The sequence below is a fragment of the Luteibacter sp. 22Crub2.1 genome (assembly GCF_900167995.1).
Taxonomy (GTDB): Bacteria; Pseudomonadota; Gammaproteobacteria; order Xanthomonadales; family Rhodanobacteraceae; genus Luteibacter; species Luteibacter mycovicinus.
Genome location: NZ_FUYT01000001.1, coordinates 333,521 through 352,854, shown reverse-complemented (window position 1 = coordinate 352,854; position 19,334 = coordinate 333,521). Strand labels below are relative to the sequence as shown.

The 19,334-nt window shown below is 61.6% G+C and carries 24 protein-coding genes, 1 tRNA gene and 1 pseudogene; 23 read left to right on the top strand and 3 right to left on the bottom strand.

Annotation, left to right across the window (positions count from 1 at the left end; genetic code table 11):
• Positions 1-16 precede the first annotated feature (16 nt).
• The 22 genes and pseudogenes from yidA (at position 17) to B5X73_RS01530 (ending at position 16,672) form a co-directional block, all read left to right on the top strand.
• Positions 17-832: a sugar-phosphatase gene (yidA, locus tag B5X73_RS01630; protein ID WP_079520295.1), complete on the top strand. Its 816-nt coding sequence runs from the start codon at positions 17-19 to the stop codon at positions 830-832.
• 79 nt (positions 833-911) lie between these two features.
• Positions 912-1,508 carry a hypothetical protein gene (locus B5X73_RS01625; RefSeq protein ID WP_079520294.1) on the top strand — a complete coding sequence of 199 codons (597 nt, stop codon included), beginning with the start codon at positions 912-914 and terminating at the stop codon, positions 1,506-1,508.
• Positions 1,509-1,645: 137 nt separating this feature from the next.
• Positions 1,646-3,187 carry a cation:proton antiporter gene (locus B5X73_RS01620; RefSeq protein ID WP_079520293.1) on the top strand — a complete coding sequence of 514 codons (1,542 nt, stop codon included), beginning with the start codon at positions 1,646-1,648 and terminating at the stop codon, positions 3,185-3,187.
• Positions 3,188-3,510: 323 nt separating this feature from the next.
• Positions 3,511-4,155: a response regulator gene (locus B5X73_RS01615; RefSeq protein ID WP_217699720.1), complete on the top strand. Its 645-nt coding sequence runs from the start codon at positions 3,511-3,513 to the stop codon at positions 4,153-4,155.
• A gap of 117 nt (positions 4,156-4,272) precedes the next feature.
• Positions 4,273-4,833 carry a glycoside hydrolase family 108 protein gene (locus tag B5X73_RS01610; protein ID WP_079520292.1) on the top strand — a complete coding sequence of 187 codons (561 nt, stop codon included), beginning with the start codon at positions 4,273-4,275 and terminating at the stop codon, positions 4,831-4,833.
• Between the two features lie 3 nt (positions 4,834-4,836).
• Positions 4,837-5,358 carry a DUF2589 domain-containing protein gene (locus B5X73_RS01605; protein ID WP_079520291.1) on the top strand — a complete coding sequence of 174 codons (522 nt, stop codon included), beginning with the start codon at positions 4,837-4,839 and terminating at the stop codon, positions 5,356-5,358.
• 69 nt (positions 5,359-5,427) lie between these two features.
• Positions 5,428-6,045: pseudogene (locus B5X73_RS01600) on the top strand (DUF2589 domain-containing protein); the annotation flags it as partial.
• 162 nt (positions 6,046-6,207) lie between these two features.
• Positions 6,208-6,468, top strand: a complete 261-nt coding sequence (locus B5X73_RS01595; RefSeq protein ID WP_036112678.1) for a hypothetical protein — start codon at positions 6,208-6,210, stop codon at positions 6,466-6,468.
• A 6-nt stretch (positions 6,469-6,474) separates the two neighbouring features.
• Entirely contained in the window at positions 6,475-6,915 is a 441-nt protein-coding gene (locus B5X73_RS01590) for a hypothetical protein (RefSeq protein WP_079520289.1), read from the top strand.
• A 202-nt stretch (positions 6,916-7,117) separates the two neighbouring features.
• Positions 7,118-7,516: a hypothetical protein gene (locus B5X73_RS01585; protein ID WP_036112681.1), complete on the top strand. Its 399-nt coding sequence runs from the start codon at positions 7,118-7,120 to the stop codon at positions 7,514-7,516.
• Between the two features lie 19 nt (positions 7,517-7,535).
• A complete protein-coding gene (locus tag B5X73_RS01580) occupies positions 7,536-7,865 on the top strand; it encodes a hypothetical protein (RefSeq protein WP_036112683.1) in 330 nt (109 codons plus the stop codon).
• A complete protein-coding gene (locus B5X73_RS01575) occupies positions 7,862-8,188 on the top strand; it encodes a hypothetical protein (RefSeq protein ID WP_036112685.1) in 327 nt (108 codons plus the stop codon). Before B5X73_RS01580 ends, B5X73_RS01575 begins: the two co-directional genes overlap by 4 nt.
• 3 nt (positions 8,189-8,191) lie before the next feature.
• Positions 8,192-9,076, top strand: coding sequence for an MBL fold metallo-hydrolase (locus B5X73_RS01570; RefSeq protein WP_079520288.1), 885 nt, complete (start codon positions 8,192-8,194; stop codon positions 9,074-9,076).
• Positions 9,077-9,215: 139 nt separating this feature from the next.
• A complete protein-coding gene (locus B5X73_RS01565) occupies positions 9,216-9,716 on the top strand; it encodes a YciE/YciF ferroxidase family protein (RefSeq protein WP_036112688.1) in 501 nt (166 codons plus the stop codon).
• Between the two features lie 161 nt (positions 9,717-9,877).
• Positions 9,878-11,158 (top strand): serine--tRNA ligase, encoded by a 1,281-nt coding sequence (gene serS, locus B5X73_RS01560; protein WP_079520287.1) that lies wholly within the window; start codon positions 9,878-9,880, stop codon positions 11,156-11,158.
• A gap of 74 nt (positions 11,159-11,232) precedes the next feature.
• Positions 11,233-11,322 (top strand) — tRNA-Ser (locus B5X73_RS01555).
• 81 nt (positions 11,323-11,403) lie between these two features.
• Positions 11,404-11,904 (top strand): DUF6538 domain-containing protein, encoded by a 501-nt coding sequence (locus tag B5X73_RS20525; protein ID WP_343124635.1) that lies wholly within the window; start codon positions 11,404-11,406, stop codon positions 11,902-11,904.
• Positions 11,901-12,812: a site-specific integrase gene (locus B5X73_RS01550; RefSeq protein WP_139382612.1), complete on the top strand. Its 912-nt coding sequence runs from the start codon at positions 11,901-11,903 to the stop codon at positions 12,810-12,812. Before B5X73_RS20525 ends, B5X73_RS01550 begins: the two co-directional genes overlap by 4 nt.
• Before the next feature lie 20 nt (positions 12,813-12,832).
• The gene (locus B5X73_RS20520; RefSeq protein ID WP_139382611.1) at positions 12,833-13,354 is read left to right on the top strand and encodes a hypothetical protein; all 522 of its coding nucleotides are present in this window, start codon (positions 12,833-12,835) and stop codon (positions 13,352-13,354) included.
• Positions 13,355-13,585: 231 nt separating this feature from the next.
• A complete protein-coding gene (locus B5X73_RS01540) occupies positions 13,586-14,398 on the top strand; it encodes an HNH endonuclease (protein WP_139382610.1) in 813 nt (270 codons plus the stop codon).
• 49 nt (positions 14,399-14,447) lie between these two features.
• A complete protein-coding gene (locus tag B5X73_RS01535) occupies positions 14,448-15,278 on the top strand; it encodes a hypothetical protein (RefSeq protein ID WP_079520283.1) in 831 nt (276 codons plus the stop codon).
• Positions 15,279-15,823: 545 nt separating this feature from the next.
• Positions 15,824-16,672 carry a DUF2971 domain-containing protein gene (locus tag B5X73_RS01530; protein WP_079520282.1) on the top strand — a complete coding sequence of 283 codons (849 nt, stop codon included), beginning with the start codon at positions 15,824-15,826 and terminating at the stop codon, positions 16,670-16,672.
• Positions 16,673-16,794: 122 nt separating this feature from the next.
• Here B5X73_RS01530 and B5X73_RS01525 read toward each other — a convergent pair whose 3' ends face one another.
• Positions 16,795-17,058: a hypothetical protein gene (locus B5X73_RS01525; protein WP_079520281.1), complete on the bottom strand. Its 264-nt coding sequence runs from the start codon at positions 17,056-17,058 to the stop codon at positions 16,795-16,797.
• Positions 17,059-17,364: 306 nt separating this feature from the next.
• Positions 17,365-17,688: a hypothetical protein gene (locus tag B5X73_RS01520; RefSeq protein ID WP_079520280.1), complete on the bottom strand. Its 324-nt coding sequence runs from the start codon at positions 17,686-17,688 to the stop codon at positions 17,365-17,367.
• 606 nt (positions 17,689-18,294) lie between these two features.
• Here B5X73_RS01520 and B5X73_RS01515 point away from each other — a divergent pair.
• A complete protein-coding gene (locus B5X73_RS01515) occupies positions 18,295-18,588 on the top strand; it encodes a helix-turn-helix domain-containing protein (RefSeq protein WP_079520279.1) in 294 nt (97 codons plus the stop codon).
• Between the two features lie 274 nt (positions 18,589-18,862).
• Here the strand turns inward: B5X73_RS01515 and B5X73_RS01510 are convergent, their stop codons facing one another.
• The gene (locus B5X73_RS01510) at positions 18,863-19,315 is read right to left on the bottom strand and encodes a hypothetical protein (protein WP_079520278.1); all 453 of its coding nucleotides are present in this window, start codon (positions 19,313-19,315) and stop codon (positions 18,863-18,865) included.
• Between the last annotated feature and the right edge of the window lie 19 nt (positions 19,316-19,334).

The window sequence follows — 19,334 nt, the reverse complement described above, 5'->3', positions numbered from 1 at the left end:
CGCTGAGACTCTCCCGATGATCGATCTGATTGCCATCGACATGGATGGCACGCTGTTGAACGCCGCGCACGAAATCACGCCGCGGGTAAAGCAGGCCATCACGGCGGCCCGGGCCCGGGGTATCCGCATCGTGCTGGCCACCGGCCGGCCTTTCTCGGGTGTCGAGGAATACCTCGCGGAGCTCGGCATGAACGGCGAGGGCGACTACTGCGTCACTTTCAACGGTGCGGTCGTGCAGAACGCCGCGGGCACGAAAATCATCGCCGAGACGACCCTCGGTTATGACGATTTCATTTATTGCGAAGAAGTCTCGCGCGACCTGGGTGTGCACTTCCATGCACTGTACGAGCGCAGCATGATGACGCCGAACGCGGACATCAGCTCGCACACCGTGCGTGACGCGTACATCTCACGCACGCCGTTGCTTTACCGCTCCATCGAACAGCTGGACCCGGCGTGGCGCTTCCGGAAGTTCATGATGGTGGATGACGGTCCCGTGCTCGATCGCGCCATCGCCAATATGCCGCCGGAACTGACGGAGCGTTACACGGTGGTCAAGAGCGCCTACGACTTCCTCGAGATCCTGCATCCGGACGCGGGCAAGGGCAGGGCGCTGGCCACGCTGGCCGCGCACCTGGGTGTCCCCAGCGATCGCATCATGGCGATCGGCGATCAGGAAAACGATCTGGTCATGCTGGAGTTCGCGGGCGTCGGCGTGGCGATGGGCAACGCGATCGACACCGTGAAGGCCGTGGCGAACCACGTCACGACGAGCAATAACGAGGACGGCGTGGCCGTCGCCATCGAGCGATACGTGCTCGACAGGCACTGAAGAACCCCTGCCGAAAGCCACTACCATCGTGCGTTGACGAGTCGTACGCTCGGACCAACAGCCCGGGTGGAGACGGCTCATGCGTATCGCGATGGCAACGCTGATCGGTGGTCTCGTGATGTTTCTCTGGGGTGCGTTCGCGCACATGGTGTTACCGCTGGGCGAGATGTCCATGCGGGCACCACTGGACGAAGACAGGGTGATTGCCTCCCTGAAGCAAGGCCTGCCGGCCGAGGCTGGCATCTATGTGCTGCCGCACTTCGACAGGGGGGGCGCAGGCGATGAAAAGGCCCGCGCCGCGTTCTCCGCGAAGGCGGTGGCCAGCCCGTTCGCTTTCATCGTTTATGAGCCGCATGGGCGCGATTCCATGCAGATGGGCGGCAACCTATTTCATCAGTGGCTGACAAACACGCTCGGGGCTTGGATTCTCGCCTTGGTGATGCTCCGCGCCGGGGTGGGCGTGACGCGCGGGTTGGTGCTTGGCCTGGCGATGGGCGTCTTCAGCTGGTTGTCGATCAGCGTGCCCTACTGGACCTGGTACCGGTTTCCGGACGCGTTCACGGTGGGGTCGCTGCTGGAGATCGCGTTCGGGTGGTTGCTCGCGGGTGCCTCTATCGGATGGTGGTTGAAGCGGGGAGCATCGCCAGCAGGCCCGGATCCCACCGGCCCGTTGTAGGAGCGCGCCCCGCGCGCGACCCAGTTCGCACGAAGAGCATCTGACCAAGGCAACCGCAAGCGCCAGCAAGTCCGACTCCTACCCAAGAGCGTTATTGCCGGGTAGCCTGCGCGGACCGACTTGGGGAAGTCCCGCCCGTGACGTTATTCGAAAGCCTTCTTTTGCTGCTGCTGGCGGCCATCGTATTGCTGCAGGTGGCGCGGCATCTGTCGTTGCCGTATCCGTCAATGCTGGCGTTGGCGGGCGTGGGCGTGGCGCTTCTGCCGGGGGCACCGGACTTTCCGATCGATCCGCGGACCGCTTTGCCGTTATTCATCGCGCCGGCGCTCATGGATGCGGCGTTCGATTTCCCCGTGACCACCGCCAGGCGTTTCTGGGTACCGCTGGTCATCTTCGCGCTCGGCGGGGTGCTTATCACGGCTCTGCTGGTCGCGTGGGTGGGCTGGGCGTTCGCGGGCCTGCCGATCGCCGCGGCGCTGGTGCTCGGTGCGATCGTGGCGCCGCCGGACGCGGCGGCGGCCACGGCGATACTTTCCGGCATGGCGATTCCGCGCGCCACCGACGCGATCCTGCGCGGCGAGAGCCTGTTCAACGACGCGGCCGCGCTGTTGCTGTTCAGCGCCGCGCTGACCGCGCAGATGTCCGGCGGACTCACGGCGGCCCAGGTCGGCGGATTCGCACTGGCGGCGCCCGGCGGTGTGTTATTCGGCATGGTCGCCGCCTGGCTGATGCCGTACATGAGCCGGCTCGTCACGGGCGCGCTGGACAGTAACCTGCTGCAGTTCGTCAACACCTTCCTCGTCTGGATCATCGCCGAGCACCTTCACGTATCGCCCGTGCTCGCCGTGGTGGCGCTGGCGATGACGCTCGCGTCGCGTACGGCGCGACCGACCTCGCCGCGCATGCGCGTGCAGTCGTACGCGGTGTGGAACGTCGTGGTGTTCGTGCTCAATGTGCTCGCCTTCCTGCTGATGGGCCTTCAGGCGCGGCGGATCATCGGCGACATGAGCGGCGAGCACCTGCGCCACGCGCTCGCCTTCACCGGGCTGGTGATCGCCATCGTCGTGGTCGTCCGGCTGGTTGTCGCGCTCGGCTTCAATCGCGCGGTGGCGTGGTACCGCCGTCGTTCGGGACGGGAGGAGCCCGCCACCTGGCGGCAGGCCACGCTGGCCGGATGGTGCGGTATGCGCGGGCTGGTGACGCTGGCGACGGCGTTCATCCTGCCGGCGGACTTCCCGCAGCGGGACACGGTGGTTCTCGCCGCCTTCGGCGTGGTGCTGGCCACGCTGGTGGTGCAGGGGCTTACCCTCGCGCCGATAATCCGGCTGCTGGGGCTGGATCATCGCGCGGTGACCGAGCGCGAGCTCGTCGCGGTCCGTCGCGGTCTGGCCCGGGCAGCCCTGCATCGGCTGGAGGACGAAGCCAGTGAAGAGGGCGCGCGGCTGGCGGCGCTGTTCCGCATCGAGGTCGACGCGCTGGACGAGCCGCCACGCGGCGATGCGCATCAGCGGCACTGTGCCTTGTCGCTCGCCGCCATCGCCGCGCAGCGGGCGGAGCTCGAACGCTGCCGTCTGGAATTTCAGCTAAGCGACGACGATTACAACTTCCTGCTCGAGCAACTCGACTGGCGGGAACTGACCGTGCTTCCCCCGGAAGCGACGCGCATCGGTACGGCTTAGCCGCCGCAGCGGCTTCGGCTCGAAAAATCAGCATTTGGCCGATACGGCTGGTGGGGCGTCACGACATACCGTGACCACTCCTTCCACCGACCGGATCGTGTCATGCCTGGCGATTACCTGCGTCCCAAACCCGACCCCGTGTACGCGACGGCACGCTGCGGCCGTGCCGTCGTGGCGCGGCCACCGGGAGCACCCGTGGCCGCCAGCCGGCAGCGAAGCGTCCGCCGGTAAGGGTAGTCAATCGGGGGACCGACGATGGATTCGCAGCATCATTTCACCGCCATCGATGGCGGCTTTTGCCGTGGGCGGCTCGCATGATGCCCGTGCCGGTCCTGCTTGCGGACGAGCAGGCGCTGTTGCGCGACGGCGTGGCGGCGCTGCTGAGTCACTCCACGCGCTACCAGGTCATCGGCAGTACCGCGGACGGTCGCGACTGCGTGCGTCTGGCGTTGCGACAGCAGCCAGGACTGATCGTCTTCGACTGTGCCATGCGCGGACTCAGTGGTCTGGAAGCGATCCGGCGGATCGCACCGCGCTGTCCACAAACCCGGCTTCTCTGCCTTTCCGGCTACGAGGACTCCCGATGGGTACGCGCCGCCTTCGACGCGGGCGCCCACGGTTACGTGCTGAAGCGCGACGGCTTCGACGTGCTACGTGAGGCGATCGATACGGTGATGCGCCAGCGTTACTTCATCAGTCCGGACATAGGGCATCTGCTGGTGGATGGTCTGCGTCGCCAGGATGGACCGTCGTTTGCGACGACCGGAGCGCTGAGTGCGCGCGAGCGCGAAATCACCCAGCTGTTCGCCGAAGGGCTCAGTGCACGCGACATTTCCGAGCGATTGCACGTCAGCATCAAGACCGTCGGCACGCACCGGGAACACATCATGGCGAAACTGGGCATCAACGGCATCGCGCAGCTCACGCGATACGCCTTGCGCGAAGGACTCACCACGCTCGATCCGTGAGTCCCGCAGGTCAGCAACGGCGGCCGCGCGATTCAGTGTTTTGCCGATGCCGCCATTGCCACCACCCACGGATAGTGACTCCACGGACGCCACCGCGTCTTTTCAGGAGCTCACACCATGGCCGACTTCAACAGCTTCTTTCCCACGCTACTCAGACATGAGGGAGGGTTCGTCAACGACCCCGCGGATCCGGGCGGCGCGACCAACAAAGGCATCACGCTGGGCACGTTTCAGCAGTGCGCCAAACGCCTTCTGGGTGTCGAGCCTACGCTCGATAACCTGCGTGCGCTGAGCGACGCGGACGCGGGCAGGATCTACAAGGCGTTGTACTGGGACAAGGTGCGCGGCGACGAGATCGCGCTGCAGGATCTGGCGAACATCGTCTTCGACTTTCAGGTCAACGCCGGTGGCAACGCATCCAGGCTGCTCCAGCGCGTGCTCAATGCGCAGGGGATTACGCCGCAAATCGCGGTCGATGGCGTCATCGGCGCCGGTACGCTCGCCGCGCTGGGCAAGGTCGACAACGTCGCGGTTTACACCGCGTACAAGCAGGGTCGCAAGGATTACTACAAGAACCTCGTCGCCCAGCGGCCGGGGCTGGGCAAGTTCCTGAAAGGCTGGCTCAACCGTGTCGACTCTTTTCCCGATCTGCCGCAAGCCGCCACGGGAGGCCCCTGAGCCATGGCCGCGCAGACCTCGCTCAATACCCTGATCGAAGCCATCGCGGGCGCGGTGGTCGATGCGCAGGACCGCATCGAGCAACACCAGATCTCCCACCTCAGCGATTTTTTCGATGAGGACAACCGGCCCAGGAGCGTCGTCATCCGCATGCCGTCCCTGCATCCGCAGGCCGGCGAGGACGATGAAGACCTGTATCGCGCGCCGATCCTTCCCCTGGTCTCGACCAACGTGCTGCGCATCAAGGATGTCGAGATCACCTTCGACGCGGACCTCGGTCCGCTGATCGAGGGCGACCCACCGGGTGACGACGCGCCCCATGAGCCCGGCTGGAAGGGGGCGAGCGCCGCGTCGCGCCCCCACCTGCGGGTCGATCCCTCGGTCGGTGGCAGCGATCGTCGCGGCGGGTCCGTGCACGTGGTGCTGCGCGTGGAAGGCAGCGAGCCGACCGACGGCGCGTCGCGGCTGATGAATCACCTCGCGCAGACCCAGGGGGTCTTCAAGACGTTCAAGCCGGGCGACTGAACACGTCGGTCGCGCTGAACCGCGACGCGCATTCCGCGTGTCGCGTCACATCTCACCAGGAGTCACATCATGGCTGACGAACTCGTCAACATGTCGAGTCAGTTCAAGGGTCTGCCCATGGGCGACCTGATCGGTTCGCCGCTCAGCGCCGCCTGCGAAGCGCAGGTCAAGCTGGCCCAGGCCACCGCGGATTTCATCAAGGTCATCGGCTTTCTGCCGCCGGCCGCGAACGATCCCAATGGCGTGGGCGATACCCGTACCGCCACGTTCCGCTTCAAGCGTCCCGTCGACGATCCCAATGTCCAGGGCGGCACCGCCGAGGAAGACGTCGAGATCGTGGTGCCGCTGCTGGCCATCGTCAAGGTGCCCAGCCTCAGCATCACCAAGGTCGACATCACCTTCGACATGGAAGTGAAGTCGTCTTTCAGCAGCACCGAAAGCGAAGACAAGAAGGGCGAGTTCAGCGCCGAGATGTCGATCGGCTGGGGCATCTTCAAGGCCTCCGCCAAGGTGTCCGGTTCGGTCGCCACCCACAAGGAAAACACCCGCAAGTCCGACAACTCGGCGCGTTATCACGTCGAAGTACACGCGGAAGACGGTGGCATGCCGGAAGGCCTGTCGCGCGTGCTGGACATCCTGCAGACCGCCTGCGCGCCGCGCAAGGTCGGCGCGCCGGTGGCCGTGCCGGGTAACGCCTTGCCGAAGAAGACCAAGATCGCACCCACGGCCATTCCGGCGCCGGCTCCGGCTCCGGCAACGGGTCCGGGCCCGGGTCCGTAAGCGGTTTGTTCCACACCTCGAGTCGCGGCGTCCGCAAGGCCGTCGCGATTCTCTCCAGGAGACCCAGGGATGTTCGATCTGACTGACGTCAAGTTCGTCAAGCGTGTGGTTGTCGGCAGCGACAACCCCAACCAGATGAGTACGGAGGCGCAGGTGGAAGAAGCGCGCGCCTTGCTCAATCGCTGCCTCACCGATTCGCCGAAGGGCTCGATCATCGGGACGGAAAAGAGTTTCACCATTCTGCAGGTCGGCGAGCATCAGGTCGTGCTGCAGTGGCTTTGCTACCACGTGGGCTTTCCGCGGAAGCCGTCGTGGATGACCGAGGGGTAGGGTGCCATGGCCGAGTGCAGCTTCGATCAGTTGTTGTTCGCGTTGCGTGTTTCCGTGGAGGCGGCCAATGACGGTCTGCGCCGTCGCCGGGGCTTGCATTACGAACACGATCGTGCCGGAAACGAGGCATTGCACGTGGACATTCCGCGCGGTCCCCGCGACGACGCGACGCTGGATCCCGTGGTGATACCGATGAGCTGGTTCCGCGATCCGCGCCTGCCCCAGGTCACCGAACTGTCGGTGGCGTTCGACTGTCGCCTGCGCTACGAGCGGGTGCGCGGTGCGGCCGATGCACTGATCATCGACATGAATCCACCCCCACCTCGCTGGTTCCGGCGACGCCCACTGCACCGCATGGTGATCCGCTTTCGTGCCGCCGACGCCTGGCGGGCCGACGTGTCGCTCGATGGACGTCCGGTCGTCGTGTCCCAGGCGGGAGCGTCCTGATGGACAGACTCTCCGGCCTGCGCGTGTCGACTGCCTGGCAAAGCGCCCTGATCGCCAGTACCGAGGTTCCTCCACGGTCGCGTCGCGGCCGCAGCGCCGTACGGATCACGGCACACGTACTGTTTCTTGCCGGCTTAGCCGGCTTCGCGGTGTGGCTTGCTCGGTAGCGTGAGCCCACCACCCAACATGTAAGGAGATCACGATGCATCTGAACACCATGAAGTGCCTGAGCCTTGCCGCTCTCATCGCGGCGCTGCCGACCCTGGCCGTCGCCGCCGAGCCGCAGGGGGTATGGCAAGGCCTTATCCAGCAGGCAAACTCCGATGTCGCATTGCGGCTGACGTTCGCACCGCAGCTGGTCAGGCTGCATTTCAACGAGCCGCTGTCGTGCGACGTGCCGGCCCGATTCCTGAAGGCCGACGGCGACACGTTGATCTATCGCTTCGCCCCGTCCGTCAACGGCGGCAGGTTCTGCGACGGCGTGTTGAATCACGATCTTCGGATCAAGGTAGCCGCCGAGCCGAAACGTGAGCTGGATCTGGTCTTCGACGGTCCGCGCTCGACATGGCACGGCCGTCTGGCTCCGGTCACGTCCCCCTGACCACAGCGAGGTCGCCATCATGGATTCCGTGGTTCTCTTCACCCGTTTCTGGCTGCTGCTGGCGGCCGTGGGCGGCGCCATCCTGCCTGTGGCGCTTGGCAACGAGGCATCGCGCAAGCGGGCCGTCGTCCAGGTGGTATGCGGGGCGATGATGGCGATCTTCCTGGGGCCTGCGCTGGAGCGGCGTTTTCTTCCCGACTCGCCGGCGGAGGTACACGCTGGCGTCTCTTTTCTCATCGGTTGTTTCGGTTTACGCCTGACGATGATCGTGCAGCGACTGATCGACTCGCGCGGTGAAACACTGGCCAATCGCGTCATCGACCGTATCGCTGGAGGCGATAACCCGTGAACGCACTTTTCTTTCTTTACACCGACCTTGCCTGCAGTGCGGTCATCATGGTCTCGGCCTGCTGGCTGCTGACCGATCTCAGCCTGCGGCGCATCAACCGCACGTGTCACGCCTGTATCGCCGCCGGTGCCTTTGCCAACATCCTTGGCATCGTGGCGGACCGGATCGGTTTTCAGGACATCAGCTACGGCAACGTCTGGCCGGGCGAGGTCGTGGTCAACATCGGCCTCGCGGTGATGCTCGGCGCGACGTTCTGGCGCTCGGTCGGTCGTCGTCTACAATGGACTCCTCTGCAGCGCGAGGGCGTCGCACGCAAGGAGTGATCCATGAACACCGACACATCCGGGCCGCACGTCCAGGGGTTCTGGGAGCCGCGGACGGGCACGGTGCAATACATCGTCGCCGACCCGGTCACGAAGCACTGCGCCATCATCGATCCGGTGCTCGACTTCGACGAGAAGTCGGGCTCCGTCGCGACGACGTCCGCCGACGCCTTGCTCGATGCGGTGGTGTCGCAGGGGCTCACGGTCGCGTGGATTCTCGACACGCATCCGCATGCGGACCATTTCTCCGCCACGGCGTATCTGTCGTCGAAGACCGGTGCGCCGATGGCGATGGGCGCCGGCGTGCTGGACATGCAGCGCATCTGGGGCGAGATCTACGGGTTGCCACTGGATCAGCTGGACGGGCGTTACTGGGACCGGTTGTTCAATGAAGGCGATACGTTTTCCATCGGCTCGCTGGAAGTCCGCGTGATCTCGTCGCCGGGTCATACCGCCCCATCGGTGACGTACGTGATCGGCGACGCGGCGATCGTCGCGGATACGTTGTTCATGCCGGACAGCGGCAGTGCCCGCGCGGATTTTCCCGGCGGCGATGCGAGCGTGCTGTGGCATTCGATCCAGCGGATCCTGTCGCTGCCGCCGGAGACGCGGTTGTTCACCGGACACGATTACCAGCCTGGCGGTCGCGAGCCACGCTGGGAAAGTACGGTGGCCGAGCAACTGGCCACCAATACGCATGTGGTCGGCCTGGATGAAGCTCGGTTCATCGCGTTGCGCCATGGGCGGGACAGGGTGCTGCCCATGCCGAAGCTGCTGTTGCCTGCGTTGCAGGTAAATCTGCGCGGTGGGCGGTTGCCGGAGCCTGAGGCTAACGGTCGGCGCTACCTGCGGATTCCGCTGGATGCGTTTCCGGAATCGGCCTGGTAAGCATTGCGGGCAACGGGTGGATACCTAAGTAGCTTTCGGGAGCCGCGTTCACTCAGGTGTTCGCTCTCTTCACCCGCGTTGCGGTGCGCGCAAACATCCATAGCGCTAGTTTCGGAAGTCTTATCCGGGAGACAGCGCCATGACTATCAAAACCATCGAAGATCTCTTCATCCACGAGCTATCCGATATCTACAGCGCCGAGAAGCAACTCACCAAGTCGCTGCCGCGACTGGCACGTGCATCGACGGCTCCGGAGCTCAAAGAAGCATTCACGTCTCACCTTGAGGAAACGCAGGGCCAGGTCGAGCGCATCGATCAGGTTGTCGAGCTTCTGGGTATCCGTCTGAAGCGCATCAAGTGCGCCGCGATGGAAGGGCTGGTGGAAGAGGGCAAGGAAGTGATCGACGGCGTCGAAGAAGGCCCGCTGCGTGATGCCGCCCTGATCGGCGGCGGAAACAAGGTGGAGCATTATGAGATCGCCTCTTACGGCACTCTCATCGCGCTCGCCAAGCAGCTTGGCTACACCGATGCCGTGCCGCTGCTCGTCGCGACGCTGGCTGAGGAGAAGGCGGCCGACGAGAAGCTGACGCTATTGTCCGAGCAGTTGTCGAAGCAGATGCGGGCTGAGAAGGCCGCCTGATACCCTGACACGGGACGGAGGTATCCCGTGTCATCGACGGGCTGATGGCGCCTTCCCTAAGGCGCCCGTGGTGGGGTTCGACGAGGATCTGGCATCGGGCGGGCATGAGACCCCCCGAATTTGCGATAATCCTCCGCTCGAACACCCACGGAACCCGACCCATGCTGGATCCTGCTCTCCTGCGCGGCAAACTCGCCGAAACGGCGGAACGCCTGCGCGCCGCCCGGAACTTCGACCTCGACGTCGCCACGATCGAGCGCCTCGAATCCGAGCGCAAGGCCCTCGCCACCGAGACCCAGGAGCTGCAGAACCTGCGCAACACGCGTTCCAAGGCGATCGGCCAGGCCAAGAGCAAGGGCGAAGACGTCGCCCCGCTGATGGCCGAGGTAGCCGGTATTGGCGACAAGCTCAAGGCCAACGAACAGGCCCTGGCCGACGTCCAGGCCAAGCTGGCCGACATCTCGCTGGGCCTGCCCAACCTGCCGGACGATTCCGTTCCCATCGGCAAGGACGAGAACGACAACCTCGAGATTCTCCGTTGGGGCCACGCCCGTGCGTTCGACTTCGAGGTCAAGGATCATGTCGACCTGGGCGTCCGCCACGGCTGGCTGGACGGCGACGCCGGTTCCAAGCTCAGCGGCGCGCGCTTCACCGTCCTGCGCGGCCAGCTCGCGCACCTGCACCGCGCGCTCGCCCAGTTCATGCTCGACCTGCACACCACGCAGCACGGATACCTCGAGCACAACGTGCCGCTGATCGTGAACCCGGCCGCGATGGAGGGCACCAGCCAGCTGCCGAAGTTCGAGGAGGATCTGTTCGCGACCCAGATCGGCGACGCGAAGCGCTACCTCATCCCGACCTCGGAAGTGACCCTGACCAACCTGGTCCGCGAGAGCATCGTCGAAGCCGACGAGCTGCCCATGCGCCTGACCGCCCATTCCATGTGCTTCCGCGCCGAAGCCGGCAGCTACGGCCGCGACACCCGCGGCATGATCCGCCAGCATCAGTTCGAAAAGGTCGAAATGGTGCAGATCGCCACCGCCGAGACCAGCATGGCTCAGCTGGAGGAGATGGTGGGGCACGCCGAGACGGTCCTGCAGAAGCTGGGCCTGCCGTACCGGAAGGTGCAGCTGTGCACGGGGGACATGGGCTTCGCGGCGGCAAAGACGTATGACCTCGAGGTCTGGCTGCCGTCGCAGAACACGTACCGCGAGATCAGCAGCTGCTCGAACTGCACGGACTTCCAGGCACGGCGGATGCAGGCCCGGTGGCGGAATCCGGCTACCGGGAAGCCGGAGCTGGTGCATACGCTGAATGGGTCGGGGTTGGCTGTGGGGCGGACGCTGGTTGCTGTTATGGAGAATTTCCAGCGGAAGGATGGGTCGATTGAGGTGCCTGAGGTGCTTAGGCCTTATATGGCGGGTTTGGAAGCGATTGCGTGACCTGATCGGGGGTTGGTCGGGTACAATGGCGCGCCGCTGGGGTGCAATGCCTTGGTGGCGCGCGGTAAAAATACGGAGAGATGGCCGAGTGGTTTAAGGCAGCAGTCTTGAAAACTGCCGTAGGTGTGAGCCTACCGTGGGTTCGAATCCCACTCTCTCCGCCAGCATAAGCCAAGCAACTGATACGCAAGTACTTTCCTTGCGATCACCAGTTTCGGTGTGTGGACGCCCGCTTGGACACTTCAATGCGGTTACCTCATCACTTGGTTCGGTCGTCGACCGGCATGCTTCATTTTCGGCAGAAGGTGGCGTTAGACCTTCAGGTGACGCTCCGCCAACGCGTCATTAAGCGTAGTCTTGGGACAAGGGACCCGCGGATGGCGCAGGTGCACGCGTATGCCTTGTCCGCGCGCTACGCGGCGTTGTTCGACCAGGCAAGGAGGCTCAAAGGGATGAAGCAACTGGCACCCAACGACGCATTCCTGCTCGATGTGGACGACCCCGGACACCCGCTGCATATCGAGCCTTGGAAGCTCGAACACACCCGCACTGGATTCACTCTGGCGACCGAGAACAACTCGGACGAAGAACATGCCCAGGCCGTCGAGGTCCTGCGTGTGTTGATGGGCAACCAGGCCATGGCGGTGTCGCCATCGATGGTCGGCGCACCCATCGACCGAAAGGCCGAGTGTTGCGCACCGTGGCAGGCATCACGGTTGGCGAAGCCGCACGGAAATATCTGTTGACGCTCGATTCCGCGCTGCTGCCGGATAAGACCCGCAGTCAGAAGAGGGCCGCGGTCAACGGCTTTGCGACATGGAAAGGGCTCAAGTCGCCATTGGCGGACTGCACGCGCACCGATGTGTCGGAATGGGTGCAGAGCCTTCGGGCGGCACAACTGGCAACCCCGACACTCGCCAACAAAACGTCCTATCTCAAAGCCTTTTTTGCGTGGGCGCAGACGGCCGGACATGTGCCTGTCGGGGATAACCCCGCGCAGGGGCAGGTCAAATATGGCGTGCGTGAGAAACGGCTACGGCGAAAGCTGGGCTTTGAAGCGTTCAATCCGGAGCAGTTGGCCGTCATCTATGGTCCTGCGTTCGCAACGCTTAGAAAGGACATTCAGTTGGGCGCGCTGCTCGGGCTTTACACCGGTGCCCGCGTGTCAGAACTCGGCCAACTTCGCTTGGATGATTTTGTCTTCCAAGACGGATTGCCGTGCATCCGAATTTCTGCCGAGGGTTTAGGCCAGAGCCTCAAAACGGATGCAAGTGAGCGCTCGGTCCCGTTGCATCCTAGGCTTATCGAGTGGGGCGTGTTGCGCCATGTAGAGTCTCTTCGGAAGGATGGACAAACGAGGTTGTTCCCCCGAACCAAAGTTGGCTCGGTCAATGGACACGGCAATTTCTTGTCTGCCGCGTTTGGTCGTTACATCAAGTCTGTTGGTATTGAGCCACGAGTAGGCAAGGTCGGGTTTCACAGCTTAAGAAAGACGGTGGTGCAGACCATGCAAAGCGCGGGAGTGCCGTCGGAGTATCGCGCACAGTTCGTTGGGCACGAGCTAGGCGATGAGCACCATGCTGCCTATTCCAGGCGGTATTCCATGCTTGAGTTGGCGAACAAGGCGCACGCAGCTGTTAGCTTCGACTTCTAATTTCCTAACGGTTTTGAGAAATGAAAGCCGATACATCAATACGTTTACTTCTTTGGACGTTAGCTGCAACCCTAACAATACTCCCGATCATTTATGTTTCTGGTTCTCTGGAGCTCAAAGATTTTTGGGACTTTTTGTCTTATGAGCTGCCTTGCGCAGCAGGTGTTTGTGCAGGAGCAGGACTATATTTCGGAAAAGCAAAAGATGTGGTTCTTGAAAGAGCGTCTGACCGTATAGTCTTTTCAGCTGAGAAGCTGTTTTACTTGTTTTCCGTGTTGCTGCTGCTTGCAGGGCTTGTTTGTTACATCCTTACACATCGATGCGCCAAACCTGCAATTGTAACGATCGCCGTCGCTGCATTCATCGTCACCTTGATTTTTTTCGGCGTCAGAGTGATTGCCGACATGTCACGGAACTCGTATATCGGTGGCTTCCTGTTGTTTATGTTTTCGGCAATAGCGATCGTTGGTATCGTGTTTTTTATGTTGTATTGGAAAGCGTTCTATTTTTCGGTGCAAGGCGTGCATTACTGCACAACGTAAATTTACTTGAACCGAAAGAATTCAGCATAGATTGCCGACAATACGACCGATGCGCAAAGAATTGCGAGCCAAAGCTTGGCCAACTTCAGCTCGGTTTTCACAGCGTTGCTCTCCGGTCTTCCGTATGTGGTAACGGACGTTAACAGTGTCGCGCACTTCGTCAACCGTCTGTGCTGACGGTTTCGTCTTTTATCCATTACATGTAATATTTTTAATGCCGAACGTCTTCATATGAAAGACCCATTCCTCGTTCATGGCCCACTACGCGGCCCTTGTTCCATCTGTGGCACTCCGGCCCAGCTCACGGTGGACCATGTGCCGCCGAAGGGCATCGCCAAAGGCACAGCTATGGAAATGCGTGACCTGATGGACCGCCTTTCCACCGATAAGGTCCAGGGAAAATTTCAGCTATCCCAGGATGGGGTGAAGTTCCGGTCCCTCTGTCCACGCTGCAATAACGAGCGGCTGGGCGCCGAGTGCGACCCCGAGCTGCTGAAGTTGTGCAACCACGCCAGCACGGTAATGCGCTCGCCACTGGCACTCCCACCGAGCTTCACGGTCGAGGTGCGCCCGATGCGCGTCTTGCGGTCCATTGTGGGCCACACGCTTGCTACCCAGTCCGGGCGAGGGCCGTTGGGGCCGATGGAAGAGGCCATGGTGGAGTTCTTTCTAGACACCCGGCTCCCGCCGCCGCGGCAGATGGAATGCTTCTATTGGCCCTATCCATTCAGCGACCAGGTCATTCTTCGGGATGTGTCCCTGGGCCGACTGGGCGGTCATCCACCGCTGTTCTTCAAACTGCTGAAATTCTATCCGCTGTCGTTCATGCTGACATGGGAGCGGGACGTGCCGACCTGGAATTTTCGGATGCAGGACTTGGCCCGCTATCGCCGGCTAAGCAACGACGATAGCGCTGCGTTGATCATCGACCTTCAGGCGGTTCCGCCGCAACGTTGGCCCGAAGCGCCTTTGGACGACTGTATGCTGATGATGGCCGGGAAGCCGATGATTGCTGAACCTCGTGCCGAGCGCGGCGCTCGGTGAACAGCCGCCCAACATTTGCGCATGCCTGCCTGGGAGAGGAAGAACAAATATGGACAACGATGCACGATTGATGTTGTGGTTGTTTCAGTTGGTCAATCGCAAGCACTCCCCGGAAGAGATACCGCTGTCATCAGGGCTAGAGAACCGAGACTACTTCTCCCTCTATCTCCGCGGGGCCGACGGGGAAGACTTCCTATTTCGGCAGCTGACCGACGGACGCGCGGAGATTCTGGTGTTTGACGACTCGGAGCGGCGATATGTCCACCCCGCGATTCTGACCGTGGAAAGGGCGGTCGGCCTGTCTATCCAATGCAAGTATTACCACGGGCATTACGAATATACCTTTACATCAGTTCGGGAAATGCACCGGTTCATTGCTACCGGGAGGCATATGGTCAGTTTCTGGCGGCTCGAGTTGATGCAGTGGTTAGCGAACAAGCGAAGTCTCCCGTCTATCCAACGTCATCACATGGTTCGTTTCATTGTCGAGCAGTGGCTGAAAGATAGAGATTTCCTGCTCTATCCGTTCACCCGCTTGAAGGCAGAACCCCGTAGGAACTTAAGCCGACACCCCAAATGGCGCATCATGTTGAACCGCGAGCACGCTCTGCTGGAGTCACTGGTAGCGACGAAGGACCTCGAGCGCGAGAAGGATGGCTTGCGGTATACCGTGCAGCCTCAAATTATCCATACTCTGGAACAACTGGATATTGATCAGCAAAGGCACCGTTCTGCTACCCGTATTCAAGTATTTCTAATCATCGTCGCGTTCATATCTGCCGTTGCAGCAGGAATCCAGGCCTTTGCCGCGATGAACCCTCCATCTGCACGGCCTGCTTTGCAAGGAGCGCCGAGTGTTTCTCCCACGGGTATCGAATGAGCAGCTTGGATAAGGAGCAAACGGCAGAGCGCGTCTTAGCATTCTACGATTGCAACGCGTCCTGCGGAGCCAACGCTAAGCGTCCAAGCCGAGCATGAGCTATGCCCAAATCTCTTCCTCATCTGTGTTGGAAAGGGAATGTCAAGTTTACTTGACATGTTGTCGCTTTGTGCTTTTATGTCGGTAAGGGGGCGAGCTGTCCGGCGGGCCGGGGGCACGCTGCTGTTGTTAGGTCAGGATGACCGCTTTGCCATCGCGCTGGGCGCGGTGGCTACTTCAAGGAGGATTGATGTCTCGACACGCTCGCCCTCATCTGGAAACCCACTCCCGCTCTGCTGGGCACTCCGCCGTCGCGGGCGTGGCTTACCGCCTCGGGTTGCGGCTCTACGACAAACGCACGGACACCTGGCACGACTATAGAAAGCGGCAGCTCGGCGAAGAAATCATTCGTGCTTTGAGGGCGTGGGCGATGATGGTGCGGGCACCACTTGCCAGTTGGTTCCCCGCTACGCGACGATGGAGACCTCTATCCTCCAGACATCAATATGACGGACAACGCTTACTCCATCGAGGCAAACTCGTTCGAAGTAGCTCTTGACGAGCCGATTTACCGGATTCTAAAGGTCGAACACTTCGAGGCAGACGTGGCCAATGCCCACACTACGCTGAACCGCGTCATCGGATGGGAGGACACACACGAAGCCGCTTATTTTCGTCGTTCCGTAGCTCTTCCGGGTGAAACGGCCTCTGTAAATCTTGAATCGATTTCGCGGACTTGGTTTGGCCAATGCTGGTCAGTGCTTGCCGAGTCCGACGCGATGTGGCGCATCTACAATCCTGACGGGATGTCCGTGCGGATTGAAACGACTCCGCGGAAGTTGATGCAGTCTTTATTTGATTGCCGGGTGCGGCGTCATCCCGCCTATCGGCCGTGGGCGAGCAATACGCTCTTTATAGGGACGGTCGACTATTTAAATGAGACGGACTTTCGCACCGCGATGGAGGTCGAGGTCCAGAGCAAGCTGGCGACATCGGGGAAAGACATTGCTTCGACGTTTCTTTTGAAGCGCACGCCGTTTAGCCATGAGGCAGAAGTCCGCTTACTCTTTCAAAGTGAGACTTTTGTTTCCGAACAGGCGAAAGAGGTTGGAGAGGCCGAATTGCTTTCATTAGATATGATGAAAGACTACGTCATCTCGAACCGTAGCGAGCAACTACCTCAATTTATCAGGCTCCCTATTGACTGGTCCTGCGTAGACAGCGTGATGACGGGACCGCGAGTGCAAAGTGACGCTCGCGATGATATCGAGAGACGGGTGCGAGCGCTGCTGCCGGAGGTTCCACTTCTGCGTTCGGACCTTTACGGCCCACCCGTCTATCGCGGCACGTTTTAGATGCCGCACCGCGTGTCGCTGGGCGCAGTGCGGGTGATATAAATAAATATGCAGCAAGCCGTCGGGAAGCGGCCGCCCGGCCTGCACCATTCCAGTCGCGGTCAAATCCTGCAATAAGAGGCTTAAGCGTTTGCGACGGTCCTGGCCCGACGGACGGCACTGACCAACAGCGCGAGTGCTGCTTCGCACCGCACCGCGTCTTCCGATGAAGAAGTCGTCGTCAGGCGTTCCCAGTGGTCCGCTGCTGCGGCGATGGCGGGGTATTCCAGTCCGGCTAAATCGACCACCCGCCGACAGAGCTGGACCGATGCGAGCAGGTCGCCCTGGTGCCAGGTCTGCACGAGTGAAGCCGTGTCGTCAGCAATTGCAGCCAGCGTATCTTCCATGGTCGTTTTTCCCTGTTACCGAGACGTGCCAGCCCTTCAAATGCGTCGACTATCGGAAGAGCCTGCCAGCGCCGAACTGTTACATGGTCGTGGCTGACGAGACTAACGCAGAAAGGTATTGAGCCGTGCAAACCATTCCTGTGCTTCCGCCGCGTTCCTCGGAGCGCCCCATACCGTATCCGGGTGCCGATTGAACTTTGCTGTGACCGTCGGCAAGTCGAGCGACGACAAGCGAAGCTCCAGTGCATTGCGGGCTTTGTATTGGCCGTTTGCTACATACCGGTATAGCCATTCTTGCACCTCGTTCTAGCGTAGAATGACCTCGCGCCCACTGACGTCGCGGACCCATAGCTGCCCGGTGTGTTCATTGAGTGCGAGGTGGTCGTGAGAGTGGGTCGACTCGAAGGGTAGTTTTTGCTTCAGTCGAGGCGTTGCCAAGTCGACAACGGTGCTGATGAGTGCACAAATGCCGGCAAGGTTAAGTAGCCCCGCAAGCCCGACAATCCCTGTCAGAACGGCAACGACACCAATGGCGGTGCCTAGCAGTGCCCCGCCAACCCACAGCGATGGGGACCGGCGGGTGGCAACAACGGCGACGAGGGTCGCCAGTAGCAAGATAAGTCCAATCATGGATGGCGGCTCCTTGGCCAATGAACTCGATACATGCACAACGTCGACGCACGGTCGGCGTTGCCGAAGAATCAGTCGCAGGCCGTCAGCGCGACTGCATGGCGGTGTGCGACTCCAATACCCCGCGCCGGTCGAAAACCAGGCTAAGCGCCTGCAGCTGCGACGAGCCATGGGTGCCGAGCGCGGCAAAAGGCACATGAGTGCGCCAGTCACTTCCGCTTTTGCTACTGCTGTAGACCCACATAGTTGTGCCATCCCCCCGGTCCTGCACGGTTTCGGGCTCACCCAAGGCAGCGCGCACCTCGCCTTGAGTGGTCTTGCCGTCACCGAACTGACTTGCCGCCTCGGCGTTATAGGGCCGGCCGGCGGTCGTGGCGCAGCCTGTTGCGGACGGCGCGAGTGCTAGCAGGGCGGCGAGGAAAACGTGCTTCCATGGACAAACCGCTGTTTGTTTGGATTGGCGTTGAGCGCCGGGCCAGCCGGTGGGCGGTATGATGTGACCGTAACGTATAGTCAGTTCAAATAGTCGAAATAGCGATAAACCGAGTGGGCGTATCGTGACTCGGTGTATAGCTTTAGAGCCCGCCACCTCGCGGGTCTCTAGCCATGCCACGTCTCACCCCCAAAGCGCCCAGGACGACTGCCAAGAAGTCGCACGCCCGGCCGGAATACGCGGTCATCGGTCAAACGCTGCGTGCTTTTCGAGTTGAGGCGGGGCTGACGCAGGTAGACCTGGCGGACCGGTTGGGGCGGTCGCAGAACTATGTGTCGCAGGCCGAAACGGGGCAAAAGCGGCTGGATGGGCTTCAGTTGCTTGACTGGAGTAGGGTCTGCGGTCACTCGCTGGGGGATTTCGGCAGCGCCGTGGATGCACTGGTGAGCGTGGTTCCTGGGCAGTAATGGGCCGAGTCCGGGCGACGTCACCCTGGACGAGACAGCGCAGATGCCGCTAACCTTGAGCCACAGGCGAAGCCCTGGACCTATCCGCGGCCGAGTTGCAGCTACTCAAGCCGGTGTTCCTGGGCAGGATGGAGTCAACGCGTGAAAAGTTCGCGTTGACAGGCGTTGACATCCTTACTGTCCGACCCGATAATTACTAGGCAGCCCAACAGCGCCCCATAGTTCAGCGTCGACTAGTTCGGCGGTCTAGGGGAAAGCCGAGAGGGCTGTTTTTTTATGCCCGTTTTTTGGCAGGCAGGCCAAGCGGGATGACATCATCGATGTAGACCACTCCCTCCGTGGTCGAGCGCACAGGCACCATGATGTCGTAAATCGTCCCGCGGCCGTCGTTAATGCCGTTGACAATCAAGTGTGGGCGCCCCCGTTTATCGGTCCCTACTACTGCCACGTCGGCGCAGCCCACGGCGAGCCATTCTGCATATTGTTCGCCACCGAAGCCGTCCTTGTGCACGCGGCTTTGGTATCCATGCTGGGGTTTGAGGTCGAGCACGAGTGGGCATGGCATGGCTTTGCCCCAAAGGGCAGAAAGCACTTGCGCAATGCACTGTTGTTGGCTTCCGGTCAGCACCACAGCACCGCGAATCGTCGCGCGGTGAGGCGAAGAAAGCGCCTTGGCCTCCGCGCAATACTGAAGTAGCGCGGTGTAGGCTGTGGAAGTGATGGCCAAGGGAGCGCCTCGTCGTAGA